The sequence below is a fragment of the Streptomyces olindensis genome (assembly GCF_040645895.1).
Lineage (GTDB): Bacteria > Actinomycetota > Actinomycetes > Streptomycetales > Streptomycetaceae > Streptomyces > Streptomyces olindensis.
The window spans coordinates 87,353-112,455 of record NZ_JBEYZD010000003.1; the positions used below are offsets into that span (position 1 = coordinate 87,353).

The 25,103-nt window shown below is 71.8% G+C and carries 21 protein-coding genes; 4 read left to right on the forward strand and 17 right to left on the reverse strand.

Annotation, left to right across the window (positions count from 1 at the left end):
- Window positions 1-11 precede the first annotated feature (11 nt).
- The 14 genes from ABZ948_RS02510 to rsmH all read right to left on the reverse strand — a co-directional run bounded on the left by ABZ948_RS02510 (window position 12) and on the right by rsmH (window position 16,558).
- A complete protein-coding gene (locus tag ABZ948_RS02510; RefSeq protein WP_356519242.1) occupies window positions 12-653 on the reverse strand; it encodes a cell division protein SepF in 642 nt (213 codons plus the stop codon).
- A 129-nt stretch (window positions 654-782) separates the two neighbouring features.
- On the reverse strand, window positions 783-1,502 hold the full coding sequence (locus tag ABZ948_RS02515) for a YggS family pyridoxal phosphate-dependent enzyme (protein ID WP_359756524.1): 720 nt from the start codon (window positions 1,500-1,502) through the stop codon (window positions 783-785).
- A 6-nt stretch (window positions 1,503-1,508) separates the two neighbouring features.
- Entirely contained in the window at window positions 1,509-2,240 is a 732-nt protein-coding gene (pgeF, locus tag ABZ948_RS02520) for a peptidoglycan editing factor PgeF (protein ID WP_359756526.1), read from the reverse strand.
- A gap of 10 nt (window positions 2,241-2,250) precedes the next feature.
- On the reverse strand, window positions 2,251-3,444 hold the full coding sequence (ftsZ, locus tag ABZ948_RS02525) for a cell division protein FtsZ (protein WP_359756528.1): 1,194 nt from the start codon (window positions 3,442-3,444) through the stop codon (window positions 2,251-2,253).
- 288 nt (window positions 3,445-3,732) lie between these two features.
- Window positions 3,733-4,527: a cell division protein FtsQ/DivIB gene (locus tag ABZ948_RS02530; protein WP_359756530.1), complete on the reverse strand. Its 795-nt coding sequence runs from the start codon at window positions 4,525-4,527 to the stop codon at window positions 3,733-3,735.
- Window positions 4,528-4,553: 26 nt separating this feature from the next.
- On the reverse strand, window positions 4,554-5,651 hold the full coding sequence (gene murG / locus ABZ948_RS02535) for an undecaprenyldiphospho-muramoylpentapeptide beta-N-acetylglucosaminyltransferase (protein WP_359756532.1): 1,098 nt from the start codon (window positions 5,649-5,651) through the stop codon (window positions 4,554-4,556).
- Window positions 5,652-5,657: 6 nt separating this feature from the next.
- Window positions 5,658-7,022: a putative lipid II flippase FtsW gene (gene ftsW, locus ABZ948_RS02540; protein ID WP_359756534.1), complete on the reverse strand. Its 1,365-nt coding sequence runs from the start codon at window positions 7,020-7,022 to the stop codon at window positions 5,658-5,660.
- Window positions 7,023-7,160: 138 nt separating this feature from the next.
- Window positions 7,161-8,603 (reverse strand): UDP-N-acetylmuramoyl-L-alanine--D-glutamate ligase, encoded by a 1,443-nt coding sequence (gene murD, locus ABZ948_RS02545; RefSeq protein WP_359756536.1) that lies wholly within the window; start codon window positions 8,601-8,603, stop codon window positions 7,161-7,163.
- Entirely contained in the window at window positions 8,585-9,676 is a 1,092-nt protein-coding gene (mraY, locus tag ABZ948_RS02550; protein ID WP_338785313.1) for a phospho-N-acetylmuramoyl-pentapeptide-transferase, read from the reverse strand. Before mraY ends, murD begins: the two co-directional genes overlap by 19 nt.
- Window positions 9,676-11,091, reverse strand: a complete 1,416-nt coding sequence (locus tag ABZ948_RS02555) for a UDP-N-acetylmuramoyl-tripeptide--D-alanyl-D-alanine ligase (RefSeq protein ID WP_359756538.1) — start codon at window positions 11,089-11,091, stop codon at window positions 9,676-9,678. The genes mraY and ABZ948_RS02555 overlap by 1 nt, the downstream gene beginning before the upstream one ends.
- 28 nt (window positions 11,092-11,119) lie before the next feature.
- Window positions 11,120-12,640, reverse strand: coding sequence for a UDP-N-acetylmuramoyl-L-alanyl-D-glutamate--2,6-diaminopimelate ligase (locus tag ABZ948_RS02560; RefSeq protein ID WP_359756540.1), 1,521 nt, complete (start codon window positions 12,638-12,640; stop codon window positions 11,120-11,122).
- 181 nt (window positions 12,641-12,821) lie between these two features.
- The gene (locus ABZ948_RS02565; RefSeq protein WP_359756542.1) at window positions 12,822-14,783 is read right to left on the reverse strand and encodes a peptidoglycan D,D-transpeptidase FtsI family protein; all 1,962 of its coding nucleotides are present in this window, start codon (window positions 14,781-14,783) and stop codon (window positions 12,822-12,824) included.
- A 331-nt stretch (window positions 14,784-15,114) separates the two neighbouring features.
- A complete protein-coding gene (ftsL, locus tag ABZ948_RS02570; protein WP_359756544.1) occupies window positions 15,115-15,570 on the reverse strand; it encodes a cell division protein FtsL in 456 nt (151 codons plus the stop codon).
- 31 nt (window positions 15,571-15,601) lie between these two features.
- A complete protein-coding gene (gene rsmH, locus ABZ948_RS02575) occupies window positions 15,602-16,558 on the reverse strand; it encodes a 16S rRNA (cytosine(1402)-N(4))-methyltransferase RsmH (RefSeq protein WP_359756546.1) in 957 nt (318 codons plus the stop codon).
- A gap of 372 nt (window positions 16,559-16,930) precedes the next feature.
- Between rsmH and ABZ948_RS02580 the strand changes: the two genes are divergently transcribed.
- From ABZ948_RS02580 to ABZ948_RS02595, 4 genes are all read left to right on the forward strand, one after another.
- Entirely contained in the window at window positions 16,931-17,479 is a 549-nt protein-coding gene (locus ABZ948_RS02580) for a beta-class carbonic anhydrase (protein WP_359756547.1), read from the forward strand.
- 280 nt (window positions 17,480-17,759) lie between these two features.
- Window positions 17,760-18,800 (forward strand): AAA family ATPase, encoded by a 1,041-nt coding sequence (locus ABZ948_RS02585; protein WP_359756549.1) that lies wholly within the window; start codon window positions 17,760-17,762, stop codon window positions 18,798-18,800.
- A complete protein-coding gene (locus tag ABZ948_RS02590; protein ID WP_359756551.1) occupies window positions 18,800-20,161 on the forward strand; it encodes a DUF58 domain-containing protein in 1,362 nt (453 codons plus the stop codon). Before ABZ948_RS02585 ends, ABZ948_RS02590 begins: the two co-directional genes overlap by 1 nt.
- Window positions 20,161-22,554, forward strand: coding sequence for a transglutaminase TgpA family protein (locus tag ABZ948_RS02595; RefSeq protein WP_359756553.1), 2,394 nt, complete (start codon window positions 20,161-20,163; stop codon window positions 22,552-22,554). The genes ABZ948_RS02590 and ABZ948_RS02595 overlap by 1 nt, the downstream gene beginning before the upstream one ends.
- Before the next feature lie 276 nt (window positions 22,555-22,830).
- Here the strand turns inward: ABZ948_RS02595 and ABZ948_RS02600 are convergent, their stop codons facing one another.
- From ABZ948_RS02600 to ABZ948_RS02610, 3 genes are all read right to left on the reverse strand, one after another.
- Entirely contained in the window at window positions 22,831-23,235 is a 405-nt protein-coding gene (locus tag ABZ948_RS02600; protein WP_359756555.1) for an SCO2097 family morphological protein, read from the reverse strand.
- A 279-nt stretch (window positions 23,236-23,514) separates the two neighbouring features.
- Entirely contained in the window at window positions 23,515-24,312 is a 798-nt protein-coding gene (locus ABZ948_RS02605; protein WP_359756557.1) for a methyltransferase, read from the reverse strand.
- A 162-nt stretch (window positions 24,313-24,474) separates the two neighbouring features.
- The gene (locus tag ABZ948_RS02610; protein ID WP_359756559.1) at window positions 24,475-25,038 is read right to left on the reverse strand and encodes an SAV_6107 family HEPN domain-containing protein; all 564 of its coding nucleotides are present in this window, start codon (window positions 25,036-25,038) and stop codon (window positions 24,475-24,477) included.
- Window positions 25,039-25,103: the final 65 nt, after the last annotated feature.

Sequence of the window (25,103 nt, forward strand, 5' to 3'; positions counted from 1 at the left end):
GGTGTTGCGTCTCAGCTCTGGTTGAAGAACCCGCCCTCTGCGATGCGGGCCTTGTCCTCCGCCGTGACATCGACGTTAGCAGGCGACAACAGGAACACCTTCTGCGTCACCCGCTCGATACTGCCGTGAAGACCAAACACCAAACCGGCCGCAAAGTCGACAAGTCGCTTCGCATCTGTGTCGTCCATCTCAGTCAGATTCATGATCACCGGGGTGCCTTCACGGAAGTGTTCCCCGATGGTACGGGCCTCGTTGTAGGTCCGTGGGTGGAGCGTGGTGATCCGGTAAGGCTCTCGTTCGGACACGACCTTGGGCATGATCACCGGTGCGTTCTTCTCCAGGCTTGCGCGTTCTTGTGTGATGGATGCCACGGGCGCGATGCGCGCCGGGCGGCCGGATTCCGCGGGGAGCGAAGCGGAGCGGGGAGCAGGCTCGCGAGGTGCGGGCGGTTGTACGACTCGTACCTCTTCGTCCCTTTGGGGCTGATGTGAGACATGAGGCTGATGGGACGGCTCGTGCCGTCGGTGGTCCCGCTCGGGCTCCGGGTCCAGTTCGGGTTCGAAATCGTCGTCGGGGTCGAATCCGCGGCCGTCGTACCCATCGTCCTCCACGAGGCCGAGGTAGACCGCCATCTTGCGCATCGCGCCGGCCATGCTCTGAGTCCTCCGCTCTGTGGTGGATCGGCTGACGACTGCCAGGTGCCTGCGATCCACGTGGTCCTTGAATCCGCCTTTCGGCGGCAATGACCATATTTTCTGCTGTGGTCCGACTTCTTGGCGACGTTACCCGAGCCTGGGGCGGACTCCGAGTACCGCGCTGCCGACGCGCACATGTGTCGCTCCGGCCGCCACGGCCTGTTCGAGGTCCGCACTCATCCCTGCCGAGACCATGGTGGCAGCCGGATGACTCCGGCGCAGGTCAGTCGACAAATCCATCAACCGCTCGAAGGCCGCCTGTTCGCGTCCCGCGTACTCCCCGGTGAGCGGTGCGACGGTCATCAGTCCGTCGAGCCGCAGCCCCGGGGCACCGGCCACGAGGTCGGCCAACTCCTCGATCCCGCCGGGTGCCACGCCACCGCGTTCGCCCCGCTCGCTCTCGCCCGCGTCCAGTGCGACCTGGAGGAGGCAGCCCAGCTCGCGACCTGCCCGGACGGCCTCCTTCGACAGAGCTGTGACGAGCTTGGAACGATCGACGGACTGCACGAAGTCCGCGTAACCGGCCACGGAGCGCACCTTGTTGGTCTGGAGTTGACCGACAAAGTGCCAGGTAAGGGGCAGATCCGCACAGGCCGCGGCCTTGGGTGCCGCGTCCTGGTCACGGTTCTCGGCGACATGGCGGACGCCGAGTTCCGACAGCGCCCGCACATCGCTGGCCGGATAGGTCTTCGTGACCACGATCAGGGTCACGTCCTCGCGCCCGCGGCCGGCGGCCGCGCACGCGTCGGCGATGCGCCGCTCAACTTTCGCCAGATTTGCGGCGAGTTCGTCCTTACGGTCCGTCATGTCCTGTCAGTCCAGCCACACATAACCCGCGAGCCGCCCGGTGGTGCGGTCACGGCGGTACGAGAAGTGATCACGCGATTCCAGCGTGCACACCGGCGACTGCTCCCGGTCGCGCACCCCGAGCCGTTCCAGCTGGGCGTGCACTCCGGCGCTCACATCGACCGCCGGTGTGCCCCAACTCGTCTCGGCGTACGCCGCCGGCTCGATGGCGGACACCTCGGCGCGCATCGCCTCGGGCACTTCGTAACACCGGCCGCAGACGGTGGGTCCGGTGCGGGCCACGATCCGGGAGGGGTCGGCGCCCAGGTCCGTCATCGCGCGTAGCGCGGCCGGGACGACTCCGGCGATCATGCCCGGCCGGCCCGCGTGGGCCGCGGCGGCGATCCCGGCGACCGGGTCGGCGAGCAGCACCGGCACGCAGTCGGCGGTGAGCACGGCGAGGGCGAGCCCGCGCCGCGCGGTGACGATCGCGTCGACCGGCGGGATGGCGGACGACGATTCCCACGGTCCGGCCACCACCGACACGTCCGCCCCGTGCACCTGGTTCATCCAGACCACCCGGTCCGGCTCGATGCCCAGGAACTTGGCGGCCAGTTCCCGGTTGGTGCGTACGGCGTCCGGGTCGTCTCCGACCGCTCCGCCGAGATTGAGCTCCTCATACGGAGCGGCGCTCACCCCGCCCCACCGGTCGGTGAAGGCGAAGTGCGCGCCGCTCGCGCTCTCGCGCTGTCCTATCACGTCAGAAGGATCACTTGAGGAAGTCCGGTACGTCCAGCTCCTCGGCCGCGCTGTCCGAGTAGGTGCGCGGCGCCGGCGGGACCGGCGGGGCGACCGGGATGTCCTCGACCGGCTTCGGAGCGGGCTCCGGGTCCTCCTTCGGGGTCACGCTGCCGAGCGATCCGAAGGACGGGCGGCTCTCGGTCGGCCGCGCCGGGGCCGGCTCCTCGCGCTTGGCCGAGGCCGAGCCGATCACGTTCTCCCGGCGGGCCGGGGGCTGGCCCCCGTCGAAGCCGGCGGCGATCACGGTGACCCGGACCTCGTCGCCGAGCGCGTCGTCGATGACCGCGCCGAAGATGATGTTGGCCTCGGGGTGGGCGGCCTCGCTCACCAGCTGGGCGGCCTCGTTGATCTCGAACAGACCGAGGTCCGAGCCGCCGGAGATCGAGAGCAGCACACCGCGGGCGCCGTCGATGGAGGCCTCCAGCAGCGGCGAGGAGATCGCCATCTCGGCTGCGGCCACCGCGCGGTCGTCGCCGCGGGCCGAGCCGATGCCCATCAGGGCCGAGCCGGCCTCGGACATGACCGACTTGACGTCGGCGAAGTCGAGGTTGATGAGGCCGGGGGTGGTGATGAGGTCGGTGATGCCCTGCACACCGGAGAGCAGGACCTGGTCGGCCGACTTGAAGGCGTCGAGCACCGAGACCTGGCGGTCCGAGATGGACAGCAGCCGGTCGTTCGGGATGACGATGAGGGTGTCGACCTCTTCGCGGAGCTCGGCGATGCCGTCCTCGGCCTGGTTCGCGCGGCGCCGCCCCTCGAAGGTGAACGGGCGCGTGACCACACCGATGGTGAGGGCACCGAGCGAGCGGGCGATGTTGGCCACGACGGGCGCGCCGCCGGTGCCGGTGCCGCCGCCTTCACCGGCTGTCACGAAGACCATGTCGGCCCCCTTGAGGACCTCCTCGATCTCCTCGCGGTGGTCCTCGGCGGCCTTGCGGCCCACGGCCGGGTTGGCTCCGGCGCCGAGTCCGCGGGTGAGTTCACGGCCGACGTCCAGCTTGACGTCGGCGTCGCTCATCAACAGAGCTTGCGCGTCGGTGTTGATGGCGATGAACTCGACGCCCTTGAGACCGACCTCGATCATCCGGTTGATGGCATTGACACCACCGCCGCCGACACCGATGACTTTGATGACTGCGAGGTAGTTCTGCGGTGCTGCCACGTCGAAGGCCTCTCGCCTCGAGTTACGTGTCGCCGAATCCCCGTGACGCCCTGCGCCCCGCGACCCGACGACTGATGCCGAATGGGACGGTCCGTATCGCCGACCCGAACCCTAACCCTGAAGTTTAGGGTTACCAGTGTGTCTGTTCCTTGGAGTCTTCTGAACAGGACACTAAGTCGACAAGTGGCGCACGTTCAACGAACACGCCGAACCTCCCGTTTTTCTTTTCACCCTATGTGATCAGCCGTAGCACTGCCCAACCAGGGTGCTGGCCTGCGCGGATGTGCGTCAACTCGCTGATGACGCGGGCGCGGTGGGGACGCTGACGTCGAAGTGCCGCGCGCCCGGCGAGGCTTTCATCAGAGCGGTGAGCGTACGGGCCTTCGCGGGGCCCTTCTCGCTGCTTCCCCAGACGACCGTGCGGCCGTCCCGCAACTCCAGCGAGATGTCGTCGTAGGAACGGACCTTGACGGTCCGTGTGTCGCGCGCGACGGCGGCCGGAACGGCGCGGGCGACGAGCACCGCCTCGCGCACCAGCCGGGACTCGCCGAAGCGGCGCAGGCTGGCGGCGGCGGAGCTGGACCGCGCGAGCGTCAATTCCAGGGCGGGCACGCCTTTCGGCGCCTCAGAAACCGTGGCGAAACGGACACCTTCATCGTCCACTTCGACGAACTTTCCGCCCTTTTGGACAATCAGAACCGGAGTCCGCTCAACCACTTTCAGGTCGATTCCATGAGGCCAGGAACGGACCACGTCAACGGTGTCAATTCGGGGCAATTTCCGGCGCAGTCGCGTCTCGATCGCATCGGTGTCCACTGAAATGAGCGGCTTCCCGAGCGGCACCTCGGCGGCCGCCTCGACCTGAGCCGGTGTCAGGACCCGGGTGCCCGACACGGAGACCTGCTCGGCGCGCAGCCAGTCGGAGCCGTAGAACAGCCACAGCGTCGGGATGCCGAGGAAGACCAGGGCGAGGACCGAGATGACGATCACACGAACGTGGCGCCGCCGCAGACGCCTGACGGGCGGCGGGCCGGACGACTCCTGCTGGCGTTCACCGCGCTCGGCGGTGGTCGATCCGGCCACGCTCCCCTGCCTTCCGTCATCCGTGCCTAGCGGTGTGCACGAGCGGCGGCGATCGCCTCGTACACCATGCCGACGAGCAGGTCGTCGGCGTCCCGGCGGCCGAACTCGGCGGCGGCGCGGGACATCTGGTACAGCCGGTGCGGGTCGGCGAGCACAGGCAGGACGTGTCGCTGGACCCACTCGGGGGTCAGCTCCGCGTCGTCGACCAGCAGGCCGCCGCCGGCCTTGACCACCGGCTGGGCGTTGAGCCGCTGTTCGCCGTTGCCGATGGGCAGCGGGACGTAGGCGGCCGGGAGCCCGACGGCGGAGAGTTCGGCGACGGTCATCGCGCCCGCGCGGCAGAGCATCATGTCGGCCGCGGCGTACGCGAGGTCCATCCGGTCCAGGTAACTTACCGGGATGTAGGGGGGCATCCCCGGCATCTGCTGGACCTGCGGCAGTTCGTTCTTCGGGCCGACCGCGTGCAGGATCTGGATGCCGGCCTGCTGGAGCCAGGGCGCGACCGTCTGCACGACCTCGTTGAGGCGGCGGGCGCCCTGGGAGCCGCCGGAGACCAGCAGCGTGGGCAGGTTGGGGTCGAGCCCGAACGCGGCGCGTGCCTCAGGGCGTACGGCGGCCCGGTCCAGGGTGGCGATGGAGCGGCGCAGCGGGATGCCGATGTACCGGGAGTTCCGCAGCTTGCTGTCCGGCGTCGAGACGGCGACCTGGCTGGCGTAGCGCGAGCCGATCTTGTTGGCCAGGCCCGGGCGGGCGTTGGCCTCGTGGATGACGATCGGCACGCCGAGGCGCTTGGCCGCGAGGTAGCCGGGCAGGGCGACGTAGCCGCCGAAGCCGACCACGGCGTCCGCCTTGGTGCGCTCCAGGATCTGCTCGGTCGCCCTGATGGTGCCGCGCAGCCGGCCCGGGACGGTGATCAGCTCGGGCGTGGGCTTGCGTGGCAGCGGCACGGCGGGGATCAGCGCGAGTTCGTAACCGCGCTCGGGTACGAGACGCGTCTCCAGGCCTCGCTCCGTGCCCAGGGCCGTGATGCCCACGGACGGATCCTGCCTGCGCAGGGCGTCCGCGAGGGCGAGCGCGGGCTCGATGTGGCCCGCGGTTCCTCCGCCGGCGAGTACGACATGCACCGAAATTCACCGCTCTCCGGACGGACGCGCCGCCGAGGCGCGCCGTCGCATCGTGTTCCATCTCCGGGGACTCCGACCCGAACCGGTTCCCCCGGCCCCCCGCTTTCTACCAAAGCGAGGTTGCCGCATCGCAAGCGCTGCCCGCGCAGCGGGCTCGTCGCGCGCGAAGGCGATCAGCAGCCCGATGGCGAACATGGTCGGCAGCAGGGCGGATCCTCCGTAGGAGAACAGCGGGAGAGGCACACCGGCGATCGGCAGCAGACCGAGCACCGCACCGATGTTGATCACGGCCTGGGCCGTGATCCAGGTGGTCACGCCTCCCGCGGCATACCTCACGAAGGGGTCCTCCGTGCGTCCGGCAACGCGGATACCCGCATAGCCTAGAGCCGCGAAGAGGGCGAGGACCGACAGCGTCCCCGCCAGGCCCAGTTCCTCACCGGTGACGGCGAAGATGAAGTCGGTGTGGGCTTCGGGGAGTTGGCCCCATTTCTCCACACTCGCACCCAGCCCGGAACCGAAGATTCCGCCGGAGGCGAGGGCGTAGATGCCGTGTACGGCCTGCCAGCAGTCGACGGGTCCGGACTGGGGTTCGGTGGCGCCGAGGCACTGCAGGCGCGCCATGCGGTTGGGGCTGGTCTTGATGAGGATCAGGCCGAGCACGGCGGCGATCGACAGCACTCCGGCGAACAGCCGGGTGGGCGCGCCGGCCAGCCAGAGCAGGCCGAACAGGATGGCCGTGAGGATGATCGCGGTGCCCATGTCGCCGCCGATCATGATCAGCCCGAGCAGCATGAAGGCGGCCGGCACCAGCGGGACGAGCATGTGCTTCCACTGGGTCAGCAGCCGCTTGTCCTGCTTGCGGGCGAGCAGGTCGGCGCCCCACAGCACCAGCGCGAGCTTGCCGAACTCACTGGGCTGGATCTGGAAGGAGCCGCCGAGGGCGATCCAGTTCTGGTTGCCGTTGACCGACACCCCTATCCCGGGGATCTGCACCAGGGCCATGAGGAAGACGGCGCCCGCGAGGATCGGATAGGCCAGCGCCCGGTGCAGCTTCACCGGCATGCGTGAGGCGGCGAACAGCAGACCGGCGCCGATCAGCGCCGCGAGCAGCTGCTTGCGGAAGAAGTACGAGCCCGGCAGGGACATCTGCAGCGCGGTGATCTGGGAGGCCGAGTAGACCATCACCAGGCCGAGCACGGTGATCAGCAGGCTGCCGCCGAGGATCAGGTAGTAGGCGGTCAGCGGCCGGTCCCAGCCCCGGCGGGCACGGGTGTAGAAGTTCAGGACGGGGTTGTCGCGCAGGGACCGGGGAGGGACGGGGCGCTTGGGGGCGCGCTGGACCGGGGGCCGTCCGGTGCGGCTGGTGGGCATCGCCGATCACCCGGCCAGGCCGGGGGGAAACGCTCCGCCGCGCAGGCCCCCAGGCCGCCGCTCGGGCACCAGCCGCATCCGTGTCACGCGTCCCTCCCAGGTACGCCCGGCACTCCCGCCGGGCGAGGCGGACCCGGGTCAGCCTTCGGCGGAGCCGAGCTCACGAACGGCGTCCGCGAAAGCGTCCCCGCGCTTGTTGTAGTTGACGAACATGTCCATGGAGGCGCACGCCGGAGCCAGCAGCACCGTGTCACCGGGGCGGGCGAGCCGCCGTGCCTCCTGAACCGCCGCGCGCATCGCCCCAGTGTCGGTCCGGTCGAGGTCGACGACGGGTACTTCCGGCGCGTGTCGCGCGAGGGCTTCGCGGATGAGGGCGCGGTCCGCGCCGATCAGCACGGCACCGCGCAGCCGCTTCGCCGCCTTGGTGACCAGTTCGTCGAAGACGGCGCCCTTGGCGAGCCCGCCCGCGATCCACACGATCGACTCGTAGGCCGCCAACGAGGCTTCCGCCGCATGCGTGTTGGTCGCCTTGGAGTCGTCGACGTACGCGACCCCGTCCACGTCCGCCACGTGCGCGATGCGGTGGGCGTCCGGGGTGAACGCCCGCAGGCCGTCCCGTACGGCTTTGGCGGGGACGCCGTAGGCGCGGGCGAGGGCCGCCGCCGCGAGGGCGTTGGCGATGTTGTGCGGGGCGGGCGGGTCGACGTCCGCGACCTCGGCGAGCTCCTGGGCGTTCTTCTGCCGGTTCTCGACGAAGGCCCGGTCGACGAGGATGCCCTCCACGACGCCGAGTTGGGAGGGCGCCGGGGTGCCGAGGGTGAAGCCGATGGCCCGGCAGCCCTCCTCGACGTCGGCCTCGCGGACCAGGTCCTCGGTGGCCTTGTCGGCCACGTTGTAGACGCAGGCGACCCGATTGCCCTCGTAGATGCGGCCCTTGTCGGCGGCGTAGGCCTCCATGGAGCCGTGCCAGTCGAGGTGGTCGGGGGCGAGGTTGAGCACCGCCGCCGAGTGGGCGCGCAGGGAGGGCGCCCAGTGCAGCTGGTAGCTGGACAGCTCCACGGCGAGGACGTCGTACTTCTCCTCGCCGAGCACCGCGTCCAGCAGGGAGACGCCGATGTTGCCGACGGCGGCGGTGCGCAGGCCCGCCGCCTTCAGGATCGAGGCGAGCATCTGGACGGTGGTGGTCTTGCCGTTGGTGCCCGTGACGGCCAGCCAGGGGGCGGCGTCGGGGCCGCGCAGGCGCCAGGCCAGTTCGACGTCGCCCCAGACCGGGACGCCCGCCTGTGCCGCGGCCGCGAACAGCGGCTTGTCCGGCTTCCAGCCGGGCGCGGTGACGATCAGCTCGGAGCCCTCGGGCAACGTGTCGCCGTCGCCGAGGCGCACGGTGATCCCGAGCGCCTCCAGTTCGGCCGCCTGCGCCCGGGCGCGCTCGTCGGCGCCGTCGTTGACGACCGTGACGGTCGCGCCGAGGCCGTGCAGCACCTTGGCCGCCGGGACGCCGGAGACGCCGAGTCCGGCGACGGTGACGTGCTTGCCCTGGAAGTCGAAGGGCTCCGAGGAGGTCACTTGTCCGCTGCCCATCCTGCGTAGAAGAGGCCAAGTCCGACAATCACACAGATGCCCTGAATGATCCAGAAGCGGACCACGACGAGCACTTCGGACCAGCCCTTGAGTTCGAAGTGGTGCTGGAGTGGCGCCATCCGGAAGACGCGCTTGCCGGTGAGGCGGAACGAACCGACCTGGATCACCACGGACATGGTGATCAGGACGAAGAGGCCGCCGAGGATGGCGAGCAGCAGCTCGGTGCGCGAGCAGATCGCGAGGCCGGCGAGCACACCGCCGAGCGCGAGCGAACCGGTGTCACCCATGAAGATCTTGGCCGGCGAGGTGTTCCACCACAGGAAGCCCAGGCAGGCTCCCATCAGCGCGGAGGCGACCACCGCCAGGTCGAGCGGGTCGCGGACCTCGTAGCACGCGCCCGGGTTGGTCAGGGTCTGCGCGTTGGCGCAGGACTCCTGGAACTGCCAGACGCCGATGAAGGTGTAGGCGCCGAAGACGAGCACCGAGGCGCCGGTGGCCAGACCGTCCAGACCGTCGGTGAGGTTCACGCCGTTCGACATCGCGAGGATCATGAACAGCGCCCAGACCACGAACAGCACCGGGCCGATCGTCCAGCCGAAGTCCGTGATGAAGGAGAGCTTCGTGGAGGCCGGGGTGTTGCCGCGGTTGTCCGCGAACTGCAGGGACAGCACCGCGAAGGCGATGCCGACGATCAGCTGGCCGGCCATCTTCGCCTTGGCCCGCAGGCCCAGCGAACGCCGCTTGACGATCTTGATGTAGTCGTCGAGGAAGCCGACCAGGCCCATGCCGACCATCAGGCCGAGCACCAGCAGACCCGAGAAGGTCGGCGCCGCGTCGGCCTCCGGGTCCAGGTAGCCCGTGATCACCTTCGCCAGGAAGTACGCGGCGACCGTCGCCAGGATGAAGGCGATGCCGCCCATGGTCGGCGTACCGCGCTTGCTGGCGTGCTCGCGCGGTCCGTCGTCGCGGATGTACTGGCCGTAGCCCTTGCGCGCGAGGAGCTTGATCAGCAGCGGGGTGCCGATCAGCGTGAGAAAGAGACCAATGACTCCTGCGAACAGGATCTGCTTCATCATCGGGCGGAAACCTCACCCTCGGCACCGGTCTCGAGCAGCGCCTGGGCAACGCTTTCGAGCCCGACCGAACGGGACGCCTTCACGAGCACGACGTCCCCCGGGCGCAACTCGCTGCGCAACAGGTCGACCGCCGCCTGTGCGTCGGACACGTGCACCGACTCCTCACCCCACGAACCCTCGTTATATGCGCCCAGTTGCAGCCAGGCGGCTTCCCTGCCACCGACCGCGACGAGCTTGCTGACGTTGAGCCGGACGGCGAGCCGTCCGACCGCGTCGTGCTCGGCGAGAGCGTCGTCCCCGAGCTCGGCCATCTTGCCGAGCACCGCCCACGTACGGCGTCCCTTGCCCATGGCCACCAGCGCGCGCAGGGCGGCCTTCATGGACTCGGGGTTCGCGTTGTAGGCGTCGTTGACGACCGTCACGCCGTCCGGGCGCTCGGTGACCTCCATCCGCCAGCGGGAGAGGGAGCCCGCCTCGGAGAGCGCGACGGCGATCTCGTCTGCGGACATGCCCAACTCGTGGGCGACGGCGGCCGCGGCGAGCGCGTTCGACACGTGGTGCTCACCGTACAGGCGCATGGTCACATCGCTTGCACCGGAGGGTGTGTGAAGGCGGAACGCGGGCTGTCCGGTGTCCGTGAGTCGCACGTTCTCGGCGGACACGTCCGCTTCGCCGGACTCTCCGAAAAAGACCACCTTCGCCTTCGTACGGGAGGCCATGGCCCGTACGTAGGGGTCGTCCGCGTTGAGGACGGCCGTTCCGCCGTCGGCCTCGGCGGGGAGGGACTCGACGAGTTCGCCCTTGGCCTGGGCGATCTGCTCGCGGCCGCCGAACTCGCCGATGTGGGCGGATCCGACGTTCAGCACCAGGCCGATCTTCGGCGGGGTCAGTTCCGTGAGGTAGCGGATGTGCCCGATGCCGCGGGCGCCCATCTCCAGGACGAGGAACCTCGTCTCCTCGGTGGCGCTGAGCGCGGTCAGCGGCAGCCCGATCTCGTTGTTGAGCGAGCCGGGCGTGAACACCGTCGGCGCCTTGCGCTGGAGCACCTGCGCGATGAGGTCCTTGGTGCTGGTCTTGCCCGCCGAGCCGGTGAGGGCGACGAGGGTGGTGCCGAGGCGGGCCACGACGTGCCGGGCGAGGGCGCCGAGGGCGGTCTGCACGTCCGCCACGACGATCGCGGGCACGCCGACGGGGCGGGTGCCGAGCACGGCCACCGCCCCCGCCTCGACGACCGCCGCCGCGAAGTCGTGGCCGTCCACGCGCTCCCCGGCGAAGGCCACGAACAGGCTGCCCGGCACCGCCTCACGGGAGTCCCGGACGACCGGGCCGGTGACCTGGACGGACGGATCCGGTATGTCGTGCGTCTGCCCGCCGACGACTTCTGCGATCTCGGCGAGGGAGAGGGCGATCACAAGTTCATCCCCTGGGTCTTCTGGATTTTCATCCCTGGGTCTTCTGGATGGCTTCGCGGAGCACCTGGCGGTCGTCGAAGGGACGGACCACACCGGCGATGTCCTGGCCCTGCTCGTGGCCCTTGCCCGCGACCAGCACGGTGTCGCCGGGCTCGGCGCGCGCCACGGCGGCGGCGATCGCGGCGGCCCGGTCCTCGAAGACCTGCACCTCGCCGCGCTCGTGCGCGGGCACGGACGCCGCGCCCTGCAGCATCGTCGCGAGGATCGCGAGGGGGTCCTCGGAGCGGGGGTTGTCGGAGGTCAGTACGGCGGTGTCGGCGAGCCGCGCCGCCGCGGCACCCATGGGCGCGCGCTTGGTGGTGTCCCGGTCGCCGCCGCAGCCGAGGACGATGTGCAGCCTGCCCTCGGTGACCTTGCGCAGGGCGCGCAGCACGGACTCGACGGCGTCGGTCTTGTGCGCGTAGTCGACGACCGCGAGGTACGGCTGCCCGGCGTCCACGCGCTCCAGCCGGCCCGGCACGCCCGGTACGGCGGCCACACCGTCGGCGGCGGCCTGCGGGTCGAGGCCGGCCACGGCGAGGGCGACGATCGCGGCCAGGGTGTTGGCCACGTTGAAGGGGCCCGGCAGCGGCGACTTGGCGCTGATCCGCTCGCCCTTGGGCCCGATGACGGTGAACGTCGAGTCCAGCTGGCCGACCTCGACGTCCTCGGCGCGCCAGTCGGCGTCGGGGTGGCCCTCGGCCGAGTAGGTGACGACCGGGACGGTGGCCTCCTTGGCCAGCCTGCGGCCGTACTCGTCGTCGACGTTGACCACGCCGAGCTTGCCCCGTTTCGGGGTGAACAGCTGCGCCTTCGCCTGGAAGTAGTCCTCCATGCCGGAGTGGAACTCCATGTGCTCCGGGCTGAGGTTGGTGAAGACGCCGATGTCGAAGACGCAGCCGTCGACGCGGCCGAGGACCAGGGCGTGGCTGGAGACCTCCATGGCGACCGCGTCGACCCCCCGCTCGCGCATGACGGCGAACAGGGCCTGCAGGTCGGTCGCTTCGGGCGTGGTGCGCTCGGACTTGATGCGCTCGTCACCGATGCGCATCTCGACGGTGCCGATCAGGCCGGTGGAGCGGACCGTCCTCAGGCCGCCCTCGACGAGGTAGGCGGTGGTGGTCTTGCCGGACGTGCCGGTGATGCCGATCTGGAGCAGGTCCCGGCCGGGGTGGCCGTAGATCGTGGCGGCCAGCTCGCCCATCCGCCCGCGCGGGTCGTCGACGACCAGGACCGGCAGCCCGGAGGCGGCGGCGCGCTCGGCGCCCGTGGGGTCGGTCAGCACGGCGGCGGCGCCCAGGCCCGCGGCCTGGTTCACGAAGTCGGCACCGTGCAGCCGGGCGCCCGGGAGGGCGGCGTACAGGTCGCCGGGGCGTACGGCGCGGGAGTCATGGGTGATGCCCGTGACCTCGGCGGCGCTCTCCGGCGCGGGGGCACCCAGCTGATCGGCGAGTTCCGCGAGGGGTGTGGCGGAGACCTGCACCGGCCTGGGCGGCCCGGGGTATGTCACGGGATGGCCCTTCTGGGTGGTTTGGGACTGATCAGCGTGTGGCACGGCGGTGAGCGTACCGGGCGTACCCGCCTCCGGGCGAAGCGAGGGGCCGGGGGCGTTCTGGTTCCCGGGGTCGGGGGTGATCGTCGTCACGAGGTGGTTCCTGGCTGGTTTCCATGCTGACCTGGGCCTGGGCCCGTCAGCGCCTGAAGGTGACCGGGAGCTTGGCGGGCTTGGCGCCGGTCGGCGGGACCTGGAGGGACTTCAGTGCGAACTCCATGACCTGCTTGTAGACGGGGCCGCAGATCTGGCCGCCGAAGTAGCTGCCCTCGGTGGCGTTCTGGATGGCGCAGTAGACGGTGACGCGGGGCTTGTCGGCGGGCGCGAACCCGGCGAACGACGAGGTGTAGCCGCGGTACTTGCCGGTGGCCGGATCCACGCGGTTGGCCGTGCCCGTCTTGCCCGCGACGCGGTAGCCGGGGATGCGCGCCTTGGTGCCGGTGCCCTCCTCGTCGTCCACGACGGACTCCAGCATCTGGGCGAGGGTCTTCGCCGTCTTGGCGCTCACGACCCTTGTCTTCCCGGGCTTGGGGGCGGGGGTGAAGCGGCCGTCGGGGCCCTTGGTGCCGCGCACGAGCGTGGGTTCGACGCGGACGCCGCCGTTGGCGATGGTCGAGTACACGGACGCCGCCTGCATGGCGTTGATGGAGACGCCCTGGCCGAAAGGGATCGTGTACTGCTGCGAGGTCGACCACTTGTCGGGCGGGGCGAGGATGCCCGGGGTCTCGCCGGGGAAGCCGAGGCCGGTGTAGCTGCCGAGGCCGAACTTGCGCAGGTAGTCGTAGAGGACCTTGTTGGCCTGGGCCTGGGTCTTGCCGAGCTGGCCGGTGGCGAGGATGGTGCCGATGTTGCTGGACTTGGCGAGGACGCCGTTGAGGGTCAGGTACCAGGTCGGGTGGTCGATGTCGTCCTTGAAGAGCCGGTCGCCGCGGTGCAGCCGGTTGGGCACGACGACGTGGGTCATCGGGGTGGCGGCGTTCTCCTCCAGCACGGCGGCCATCGACATGACCTTGGCGGTGGAGCCGGGCTCGAAGGCGTCCTGGAGGGCGGCGTTGCCGAGGGCGGCCGGGTCGGCGTCGGACAGGTCGTTCGGGTCGAAGCCGGGCGAGTTGGCCATGGCCAGGATCTGCCCGGTGCGGGTGTCCTGGACGATGACGTAGCCGCGGTCGGCCGCGGACTCCTTCACCTGGTCGGTGATGGCCTTCTGGGCGGCCCACTGGATGTCGCGGTCGATGGTGAGCTCGACGTCGCTGCCGGGGACGGCGGGGGTCTCGGTGGAGCCCCCGGCGGTGGGCACGAGCCGGCCGCCGGACTGGGCGTAGCGGATCTTGCCGTCCTTGCCGGCCAGCCGCTTGTTCAGCTGGAGCTCGATGCCGCCGCCGGGCTTGCCCTCGCCGTTGACCCAGCCCAGTATCCCGGCCGCGAGGTCGCCGTTGGGATACACGCGCTTGCTGGTCGCGACGGAGAAGACGCCCGCGAGCACGTTGTGGGCGGACTTGTCCGTCTCCGCCTTCTTGGCGAGCGCGGACTTCAGGTCCTTGATCTGCTTCCAGACCTGCGGGGTCTGGCGGGAGGCGAGCTTGACGTAGCGCAGGGCCTTGTTCTTCGGCCGCAGCTTCTTGACCAGGGTCTCCTGCTCCTGGCCGAGGATGGGCGCGAGCAGGGCCGCCGCCTGTTCCGGCCCGTCGCCGATCTTCAGCTGGCCGGGGGCGAACATCGTGGGGTCGGCGGTGATGTCGTAGGCGTCCTCGCTGGTCGCCAGGGCGACACCGCCCCGGTCGGTGATCTCGCCCCGGTCCGCGGCCAGCACCTGACCGACGTAGCGGTTCTGCTCGGCCTTGGCGGCGTACGTGCTCGCGTCGACGGCCTGCACCTGGAACAGCCGCACGACGAAGGCGATCAGCACCAGTGTCAGCGCCAGCCCCACCAGACGCAGCCGGGGGCGGGGGCTGCCCAGCCGCAGCGGCTTGGGCGCCGCCGGGCGGCCCGGCCCGGGCCGCCGGGCCGGACGGGCGCCGGGCCCGGGCCGGCGGCGGGCGTCGGGGCGGGCGGGCCGGGCGGGGCCGGGCACGCGGCGGCGCGGGGGTTCCCTGTCGGACACTTCCGTCACCTGCCGGGGGTCGGGGTGGACTGGGGACTGGAGGAGGCGGTGACGGCCGGACGCGGGCCGGGACGGTACCCGGCACTGCGGACAGCGGTCGCCGACAGCCGGGCCGACGGCCACTCCACCACCGCGCGGCACGCGCCACGGTGGCCACGGACCTCCGGACCGCCCGCCTCGGCAGGGCCGGGCCCGCGGCTGTGCGGTGACCGCCCGGCGGACACCACCGGCCGAGGCGGCAGCGGCCACCGAGCGGCCTGCGCCCCGCCGTCGGCGGGCACCGCTGGGCCCGGCACGCGGCGGCGCGGGGGTTCCCTGTCGGACACTTCCGTCACCTGCCGGGGGTCGGAGTCGGGGCGGGGCCGTCGGGCATGGCTTCGGGGGCGAGGACCAGGGGGACGTGGGCGGCGGTCCGCCGGACGCCGGGGGCGGGGCTGGGGACGCCCTTGACCGAGCCGTCGGGCGCGAGGAAGGCGGGGTCGCCGCCGGGGACCATGCCGAGTTCACGGGCGCGGCGCTGGAGGGCCTCGGGCGCGGAGTAGGCGTCGATGTCCCGCTGGAGGGCCTGTTCCTCGTCGGTGAGGTTCTTCGTCTCGCGCTGGAGGTCGTCGAGCTTGAACGCGCCTTCGCTGAGGGCCGAGTTGAGCACCAGCAGGGCGATGAGACCGCCGCCGAGGAGGAGGACGACCAGGAGGACGAAGGGCGTGCGGGCCGCCTGGCCGGGGCCGGTCGGGAAGAGCCGGGCGAGACGCGCGGCCCTCCCCTTCAGTTCGGGTGTGCTGCTCACTCGCGCTCCCTCGGTCCGGCCTGCACGCGCCTCACTCGACGTCCTCCCTGATGCGCTGGGCCCCGCGCAGCCGCGCCGGCGCCGCCCGCCGGTTCTCGGCGATCTCCTCCTCGGTGGGGAGTTCGGCACCGCGCGTGAGCAGCTTGAGCCGCGGCTGGTAGCGCTCGGGCACGACGGGCAGTCCGGGCGGCGCGGTGGTGGCGGCACCGGCCGCGAACACCTGCTTGACCAGCCGGTCCTCCAGCGAGTGGTACGACAGCACCGCGATCCGCCCGCCCACGTCGAGCGCCTTCACGGCGGCCGGGATCGCCCGCTCCAGGACGGCGAGTTCGCCGTTGACCTCGATGCGCAGGGCCTGGAAGGTGCGCTTGGCCGGGTTGCCGCCGGTGCGCTTGGCGGCCTGCGGCAGCGCGTCCCGGATCAGCTCGACCAGCCGCGCGCTGTTGCTGAACGGCTCCTTCTCCCGCTCCCGGACGATCGCGGACACGATCCGCTTGGCCTGCTTCTCCTCGCCGTACGCCCGGAGGATGCGGACGAGTTCGCCCGGCGGGTACGTGTTCAGGACCTCGGCGGCGCTGACCCCGGTCGTCTGGTCCATCCGCATGTCGAGCGGGGCGTCCTGGGCGTAGGCGAAGCCGCGGTCGGCCTCGTCGAGTTGCATGGAGGAGACGCCCAGGTCGAACAGGACGCCCTGCACGCGCGCGATGCCGAGCCTGCGCAGCACCTCGGGGAGTTCGTCGTAGACCGCGTGGACGAGGGTGGCGCGCTCCCCGTGGGGCGCGAGGCGCTCGCCGGACAGGCGCAGGGCCTCCTTGTCGCGGTCCAGGGCGACGAGGCGGACGCCGGGGAACCGCTCCAGGAGCGCCTCGCTGTGCCCGCCGAGGCCGAGGGTGCAGTCGACGACCACCGCGTCCGGCCCTTCCAGGGCGGGTGCCAGCAGGTCCAGGCACCGCTGGAGCATCACCGGGACGTGTCGACTCTCGCTCAAGGGGCCCTCTCAGATCCGGCGGGCCCGTACGCACCGCCGGGTCCCCGCCCGCTCGTGAAGGGGAGGCCTGCCGGCGCCGGAAGCGTCAGCCGACCGGGAGCGAGAGGAGGCCGAGCCGCACGTACGCGCCGCGCACGCGGGGAGATCTCCGGTCGTCGCCGGGGTCTCCGAAGAAATCAGTCCAGCGGGGAGAGTCTCGCCTCCCGCTTCGCGTCACTTTAGTCCACCCTGTCTCCCGGTCAATCAACCGGCCTGCGCGTCGCGACCGCCGGCACACCACCCTTGTGGGTTACCTCACTACAAGACCCGATGGCGTTCTTTGTCCCCTCTCACAGCGGGACGGGAACACTCGTGACCAGTAACGTCATGGATATGACGACTTCTGCATCGGTTCCCACTGGCCCTGACGCCGCGACCACCGGCGGCACCGTCACCGACCGGCTCGTGGACGCGAACCAGCGCTACGCCGCGGCCTTCACCGACCCGGGCATGGACGCCCGTCCGGTGCTGCACGTCGCCGTCGTGGCCTGCATGGACGCCCGCCTCGACCTGCACGCGGCGCTCGGCCTGGAGCTCGGCGACTGCCACACCATCCGCAACGCGGGCGGCGTCGTCACCGACGACGTGATCCGGTCCCTCACCATCAGCCAGCGCAAGCTGGGGACGCGCAGCGTCGTGCTCATCCACCACACCGGCTGCGGCCTGGAGAGCCTCACCGAGGACTTCCGCAACGAGCTGGAGGTCGAGGTCGGCCAGCGCCCGGCGTGGGCGGTGGAGTCCTTCCGGGACGTCGACCAGGACGTCCGGCAGTCGATGCAGCGCGTGCGCACCTCGCCGTTCCTGCTGCACACCGACGATGTGCGGGGGTTCGTCTTCGACGTGAAGACCGGCCTGCTGCGGGAGGTCGACCCCGCCTCCTGACCTGCTCGCCCGCCCCGGAAAACCACCTGCTGTAGCTGTCGAAAGCCTGTCAGTCACGCGTTCGAACAGGCGCAAGACCGACATATCGCAGCCAGTTGTCCCCAGTCGAGTGACACGAATCGGTAACGGCAGCAAGAATGCGGGGAGTGGCGTCACGCTGAACATCTCTCGCGTGGTGTCCGTGGTTCGGGGTGGGCCGGCCCGCGTCATGGGGCGTCGGCCCGGGAAATTGGGGTATCCCGTGCTTCCTGGGAGCAGGGGAAAGGCCGAGGAGGGCCGGGTGACGACCTATGACGATCGAGCGAGCCTCACTGATCTGACCGCCGTGGTGGAGCGCGTGCGGGATTCGGTGGAAGGCGTGATCGAGGGAAAGCCCGAGGTCGTACGGCTCTCGCTGACCGTGCTGCTCGCCGAGGGACATCTGCTGATCGAGGATGTCCCTGGCGTCGGCAAGACGATGCTGGCCAAGGCGCTGGCGCGGTCCATCGACTGCTCGGTGCGGCGCATCCAGTTCACGCCCGACCTGCTGCCGTCGGACATCACCGGTGTGTCCATCTGGGACCAGCAGCGCCGCGACTTCGAGTTCAAGCCGGGCGCGATCTTCGCGCAGGTGGTGATCGGCGACGAGATCAACCGCGCCTCGCCCAAGACGCAGTCCGCGCTCCTGGAGTCCATGGAGGAGCGCCAGGTCACCATCGACGGCAAGACCTACGAGCTGCCCAGCCCCTTCATGGTGGTGGCGACGCAGAACCCGGTCGAGATGGAGGGCACCTACCCGCTGCCGGAGGCCCAGCGCGACCGTTTCATGGCCCGGGTCTCGGTCGGCTATCCGAGCGCGGAGGCCGAGCTGCAGATGCTGGACGTGCACGGCGGCGTCTCGCCGCTGGAGGACCTCCAGCCCGTGGCGCACGCGCACGAGATCCTCAAGCTGATCGAGGCGGTGCGCGGCGTGCACGTCGCCGAGCCGGTCCGGCGCTACGCGGTGGACCTGGTCGGCGCCACGCGCACGCACCCCGACCTCAGACTGGGCGCCTCGCCGCGCGCGACGCTGCATCTGCTGCGCGCGGCGAAGGCGACCGCGGCCCTGAGCGGCCGGGAGTACGCGCTGCCGGACGACGTGCAGGCCCTCGCCGTCGCCGTCCTGGCCCACCGCCTGCTGCCCACCGCCCAGGCCCAGCTCAACCGCCGTACGGCCGAGCAGGTCGTCGAGGAGATCCTGCAGCGCACCCCCGTACCGGCGGCGCCGCAGCAGCAGAGCGGCTTCGGCGGGCTGGGCCGGGGCGCGCCGGCGTATCCCCAGCAGCCGCCGCGGAGGCTGTGATGACCACCGCGGGGACGGGGCACGCGGAGGCCGGCCGGGGCGAGAAGGGCGGCATCCGCACCGCCCTGGCCGGTCTGACCACCCGCGGACGCTCCTTCCTGGCCGCCGGCGTCGCGGCCGCCGTCTGCAGTTACGTGCTCGGCCAGAGCGACCTGCTGCGCGTCGGCCTGCTGCTGGCGGTGCTGCCGCTGGTGTGCGCGACGGTGCTGTACCGCACGCGTTACCGGGTCGCGGGCAGCCGCCGGCTCTCCCCCGCGCGCGTGCCCGCCGGCAGCGAGGCCCGGGTCCACCTGCGGATGGACAACGTCTCGCGCCTGCCCACGGGACTGCTGATGCTCCAGGACCGGGTGCCGTACGTGCTCGGTCCCCGGCCCCGCTTCGTCCTCGACCGGATGGAGGCGGGCGGCCGGCGCGAGGTGTCCTACCGGGTCCGCTCCGACCTGCGCGGCCGCTACCCGCTGGGCCCGCTCCAGCTGCGCCTGACCGACCCGTTCGGCATGTGCGAACTCACCCGGTCCTTCTCCACCTACGACACCCTGACGGTGATCCCGCGCGTGGAGCCGCTGGCGCCGGTGCGCCTCAGCGGCGAGGCGAAGGGCTACGGCGACGGACGGCAGCGCTCCCTCGCGCTGGCCGGCGAGGACGACGTCATCCCGCGCGGCTACCGCTACGGCGACGACCTGCGCCGCGTGCACTGGCGCTCCACGGCCCGCTACGGCGAGCTGATGGTGCGCCGCGAGGAGCAGCCGCAGCGCGCCCGCTGCACGGTCCTGCTCGACACCCGGGGCATCGCCTACCGGGGCGCGGGCCCGGACTCGGCCTTCGAGTGGGCCGTGTCGGGCGCCGCGTCCGTGCTGGTGCACATGCTCGAACGGGGCTATTCCGTGCGGCTGCTGACGGACACCGGCAACGCGGTGCCCGGCGAGGGCGGTGACGGCTTCGCGGGCGCGAGCCAGGAGTCGGCCGACGCGGCCGGGCTCATGATGGACACCCTCGCGGTGATCGACCACTCCGACGGGGCGGGCCTGTCCCGGGCCTACGACGTGCTGCGCGGCGGGAACGAGGGGCTGCTGGTGGCCTTCCTCGGCGACCTGGACGAGGAGCAGGCGGCGGTGCTGGGCAGGATGCGCCGGCGCAGCCCGGGGGCGGTGGCCTTCGTGCTGGACAGCGACACCTGGATGCGGGAACCGAGCGACGTTCCCGGTCCGTTGGAGGAGAGCGGGGAGCGGCTGCGCATGCTGCGCGAGGCGGGCTGGACGGCCCTCGGCGTGCCGCGGGACGCCTCGCTGGACGAGCTGTGGCGGCAGGCCGACCGCGAGCGCAGGGGGATGGCCGCCGCGAGCGGCGGGGAGGGGCCGTGATGAGCGGGCGGGTACGACTGACGCTGGGCGCGTGGGCGGCCACGCTGATGGCCGCGTGCGCCCTGCTGCCCCTCGTCCGGCCGGCCACGTGGATCGTGCAGGCCGCTTTCCTGCTGGGCATCCAGTCGGGCGTGGGAGCGGCGGCCCGCAGGGTGCCGCTGGCGCGTCCGCTGACAGTGGCGGCGCAGGCCCTGGTCACCGTGGTGCTGCTGACGTTCGTGTTCACCCGCGAGCAGGCCCTCGCCGGGCTGATCCCCGGGCCGGACGCCGTCAACCGCTTCACGCTCCTGCTCCAGCAGGGCGGGGAAGACATCGCGCGCTACGCGATTCCCGCGCCCCTGGAGTCCGACGGCATCCGGCTGATGCTCATCGGCGGGGTCCTGGTCATCGGGCTGCTGGTGGACACCCTGGCGGTGACGTTCCGCAGCGCCGCCCCGGCCGGTCTGCCGCTGCTCGCCCTGTACTCGGTGGCCGCGGGGCTGTCCGACGGGGGCACGGACTGGCTGTGGTTCCTGGTCGCGGCAGCCGGCTACCTGATGCTGCTGCTGGCCGAGGGCCGGGACCGGCTCTCCCAGTGGGGCAGGGTCTTCGCCGGGGCCTCGCGCACGCCCGGCGGGGAGTCGAGCGGCGTGGTCGCCCCGGTCCGCACGGGCCGGCGCATCGGCGTGGTGGCGCTGGGCATCGCCCTGGTGGTGCCGCTCGGGCTGCCCGCGATGAACGGCGGCCTGCTGGACTCCGTGGGAGCGGGCGCGGGCGGCGGCAGGGGCGGCGGCGGCACGATCTCCGCCGTGAACCCGCTGGTGTCCCTGCGCGACAGTCTGAACGCGGACGAGGACCAGCAGGTCCTGTCCGTGAAGACCGAGATGGCGGACGTCTCGGACCTGTATCTGCGGATCGTGTCCCTGGACGACTTCGACGGCACCACGTGGAAGCCGTCCCGGCGGTCCATCACCGCCGTCCCCGACGGCACATTCCCGCCCCCGATCGGCCTCAGCCCCGACGTCAAGCGCGCGGAGGTCGACACCACCATCACGGCGGCCGACTGGTACGCCCAGGACTGGCTGCCCATGCCGTACCCGCCGAGCGGCGTGACCATCAGCGGCAACTGGCGTTACGAGCCGCTGGGCATGACCCTCGTCGGCGACCACGGCCAGAACACGCGCGGGCTGAAGTACCAGGTCAAGAGCCTGGACGTGCAGCCGACGGCGGAGCAGCTGGCCTCGGCGGGGCAGCCGCCCTCGGCCATCGAGCGCGACTTCACGAAGCTGCCCGACTCCCTGCCGGCGATCGTGGCCCGCACCGCCCGCCAGGTCACCGCGGGCGCCACCAACCCGTACGACCAGGCGGTCAAGCTCCAGGACTACTTCGCGGTGACGGGCGGCTTCGAGTACGACACGCAGGTGCAGGTCGGCAGCGGCTCGCAGGCGATCGCCCGCTTCCTGACGGACAAGCAGGGCTTCTGCGTGCACTTCTCCTTCGCGATGGCGGCGATGGCCCGTTCCCTGGGCATCCCGGCCCGGGTCGCGGTGGGCTTCGCACCCGGCTCCCCGCAGGCGGACGGCACGGTGTCGGTGGGGCTGCGAGACGCGCACGCCTGGCCGGAGCTGTACTTCGAGGGCGTGGGCTGGACCCGCTTCGAGCCGACGCCGAACCGCGGCTCGATGCCGTCGTACACCCTGCCGGACACCCCGGGCAGCTCCGTGCCGGACGAGGCGCGCCCGACCCAGTCCACGTCGGCCGCGCCCTCCCCGACGCCCTCGACGAGCGAGAGCTGCACGCCGGAGCAGAAGAGGCTCGACGGCGGCTGCGCGAGCGAGTCCCCGGCGGCGGCGCTGCCCACGGGCGGTGACGGCCCGAAGTGGTACGCGATCCTGGCATGGGCCCTCGCCGGGCTCGCCGTCCTGGTCCTCCCCCTGGCACCGATGCTGTGGCGCCTGCGGACCCGCTCGGTCCGGCTCGGGGCGCACGGCCGTAGCGACGCGGACGCGGTGCCGCACACGCTGGCCGTGTGGCAGGAGCTGACGGACACCGCGTGGGACTTCGGCATCGTGCCGGAGGAGTCGCAGACGCCACGCAAGGCGGCCGCCCGCATCGTCCGGTTGGGCAGCCTCGATGCGACGGCCGCGGCCTCCGTGCACCGGGTGGCGAACGCGGTGGAGCAGGTCCTGTACGCGCCGCACCCCCGCCCGACGGCGGGCCTCACGGAGGACGTGCGCCGGGCGACAGCGGGCCTGAGCGCCGCGGTCAGCCGCCCCGCCAGGCTCCGCGCGCTGGTGGCCCCGCGCTCCACGGCCCGCGTGCTGTGGGCGGCATCGGCCTGGTGGTCGGGGGTCCGGGAACGCGCCCTGGCGCTGCGGCCGACTTGGCGGAAGGCGTCGGGACAGCAGGGCTGAGACAGGCAGGCAGACAGGCTGCGGCAGTGGGGCCGGTCGGACGCGGGTGCGTGCGACCGGCCCCCGCCGCGTCCGGGGGCCGGTCGCGTCCGGGGGATCGAAGAACGCGCACCCCAGACGCATGCCGCGCGGCCGACTCCGGGCAGATGCTGCGGCCGCAGCCCCCGGGATGTCGGTCGTCCCCGGCACGCAGGCATGCGTCAGGGGGTGACCACCTGGTCGGTGGTCACCCCCTGACGTACGTGTTCACGTAGTCCTGGCGAGCGGTGGGGCGGGCTAGTGACCGCCCTGCTCATCGCGGCGCTTCTGCCAGCGCTGCTCGATGCGATCCATCATGGAGCGGCGCTGCCTGCCCTGGCGGCGGGCCTGCGGTCCTCCGGCGGCACCGGCGGCCTGTTGTTCGCCGGGCTTGGGAGCCTTGCGCCAGCCGGTCACGGCGAGCACCGCGCAGCCCAGCATGACGAGGAAGCCCACGACGCTGAGCCAGACCTGCTTGGCGACCATACCGGCCATGAGGAGCGCAATACCTACGAGGAAGCCCGCGACCGCCTGGTAGACCCGCCGCCGGGTGTACGTACGCAGCCCGCTTCCCTCAAGCGCCGACGCGAACTTGGGATCTTCGGCGTACAGCGCTCGCTCCATCTGCTCGAGCATGCGCTGCTCGTGCTCCGAGAGCGGCACGGAGTCCTCCTCATCGTGCAGTCGCCGGGGCGACCCGGGGGGTCTCTTCAGGATAGGCAGGGAATCGCCCCCGTGAAACCCGCCCCTCTGCGCCAATTGGCCAACCGGAATCCGCCATGGGCGTCCCGACTCGCTGAGGCTTCCATTCCCCGGCGGCCGACCCGTCATGCCGGAACGGTCTCCCTCGATCATACGGCGCTCAGCCGCCATTCGGGGGGCCTGTGGCGTACTCCATCCGCAGCCCAGGCGCTGATCAGCGGCGGTGACTCAGGAAGCGGCTCAGGCCTCGGTGGACCCACCGGCCCCATCGGTCTCGATCGCCCCACGAGTCTCACCGAGCACATGGAGCTGCGTGGCCACCGAGTGGAAGGCCGGCAGCTCGGCCGCGGCCTCCTCCAGCTTCAGCAGCGCTTCCAGGGCTCCGGGCTCGGTGTCGACGAGGACGCCGGGCACGAGGTCGGCGAAGACCCGCACGCCGTGCACGGCGCCGACCCGCAGGCCCGCGGCCTCGACCAGCTCCGTGAGCTGCTCGGCGGTGAAGCGGCGCGGCACGGGGTCACCCGCGCCCCATCGTCCGTTCGGGTCGTCGAGCGCCTGCCGGGCCTCCTTGAAGTGGCCGGCCAGGGCGCGGGCCAGCACGGCACCGCCGAGACCGGCGGCGAGCAGGCTGAGGACGCCCTCCGGGCGCAGCGCCGCCACCGCGTTGCGGACGCCCTCGGCCGGGTCGTCCACGTACTCCAGGACGCCGTGGCACAGCACCACGTCGTAGCCGCCGCGCTCGGCGACGTCGAAGAGGCCGTGGGCATCGCCCTGCACGCCCTTGACCCGGTCGGCGACGCCGGCCTCGGCGGCGCGGCGCTCCAGGGCGAACAGCGCGTTCGGGCTGGGGTCGACGACGGTGACGCGGTGGCCGAGGCGGGCGACGGGCACCGCGAAGTTGCCGCTGCCGCCTCCGGTGTCGAGGACGTCCAGCGACTCCCGACCCGTGGCCTTGACCCGGCGGTCCAGGGCGTCCTGGAGGACCTCCCAGACCACGGCGGTACGGAGTGAGGCGCGGGGGCGCATCGGGTCCGACACGTCAGTTGACTCCTCGGCGCGGCACCGCCTCTTGCACGGCGGAGCGGAACGGGGCGCCTTCCCGGCCCCGGCCACGGGGAGGGAAGACTTCAGGCGTCCCCCACCTTATTGCCTCCGACGCGGCGGCAGGCATGACCCGGTGCCATGACCACGACCGGCCGGTCAGCCCGCGTCCGGCATGTCCCTCCCCGGCCCCGGGTCCTCCGGCCGCTCCTGGTCCGGGCGCGGCTGCGGGAGGACGGGCTGGAGGACGAGCATGCGCTCGACGAGCCGGAGGAACATCGCGACGTCCCGTATGAGGTCGTCGGCGTCCCGGCCGGTGGCCGCGCCCTCGATGCCCGCCTCCGCCCGGGCGCGGCGCCGGGCTCCGGAGGCGAAGAGCGCGCTCCACTCGGTCAGTTCGGGCGCGATCTCGGGGAGCACTTCCCAGGCGCTCCGGATCTTGGCCCGGGCCCGGGGCGAGGTCTCCGGCCGCCCCCGGGCGGCGAGCACGGCGGCGGCCGTGCGCAGGGCGGCGAGGTGGGCGGTCGCGTAGCGCTCGTTCGGGGTTTCCAGGGCACTGGCCTCGTCCAGTCCGGCGCGGGCCTGGGCGAGCAGGTCGAGGGCGGCGGGCGGGGCCGTGGCCCGGCGGAGCACGGGGTGCACGTCGCTCGCCGGGCCGGTCAGTGAGGGGGCAGGGCCGGTGGCGCGGCGCCGGCGGGCGGCTGCTGCGTGGTAGCTGGCCATGACGAACCTCCTGTCGTCTGTGTGACGGCGCGTCCGTTACGGAGTGCCGTATGTGACCCATCGTG

Bases quoted from the DNA above. Each gene is read 5' to 3' on its own strand.
- ABZ948_RS02510 (WP_356519242.1), bottom strand. From the start codon at position 653: ATGGCCGGCGCGATGCGCAAGATGGCGGTCTACCTCGGCCTCGTGGAG.
- ABZ948_RS02515 (WP_359756524.1), bottom strand. From the start codon at position 1,502: ATGACGGACCGTAAGGACGAACTCGCCGCAAATCTGGCGAAAGTTGAG.
- ftsW (WP_359756534.1), bottom strand. From the start codon at position 7,022: ATGCCCACCAGCCGCACCGGACGGCCCCCGGTCCAGCGCGCCCCCAAG.
- murD (WP_359756536.1), bottom strand. From the start codon at position 8,603: ATGGGCAGCGGACAAGTGACCTCCTCGGAGCCCTTCGACTTCCAGGGC.
- mraY (WP_338785313.1), bottom strand. From the start codon at position 9,676: ATGAAGCAGATCCTGTTCGCAGGAGTCATTGGTCTCTTTCTCACGCTG.
- ABZ948_RS02580 (WP_359756547.1), top strand. From the start codon at position 16,931: ATGACGACTTCTGCATCGGTTCCCACTGGCCCTGACGCCGCGACCACC.
- ABZ948_RS02590 (WP_359756551.1), top strand. From the start codon at position 18,800: ATGACCACCGCGGGGACGGGGCACGCGGAGGCCGGCCGGGGCGAGAAG.
- ABZ948_RS02595 (WP_359756553.1), top strand. From the start codon at position 20,161: ATGAGCGGGCGGGTACGACTGACGCTGGGCGCGTGGGCGGCCACGCTG.
- ABZ948_RS02610 (WP_359756559.1), bottom strand. From the start codon at position 25,038: ATGGCCAGCTACCACGCAGCAGCCGCCCGCCGGCGCCGCGCCACCGGC.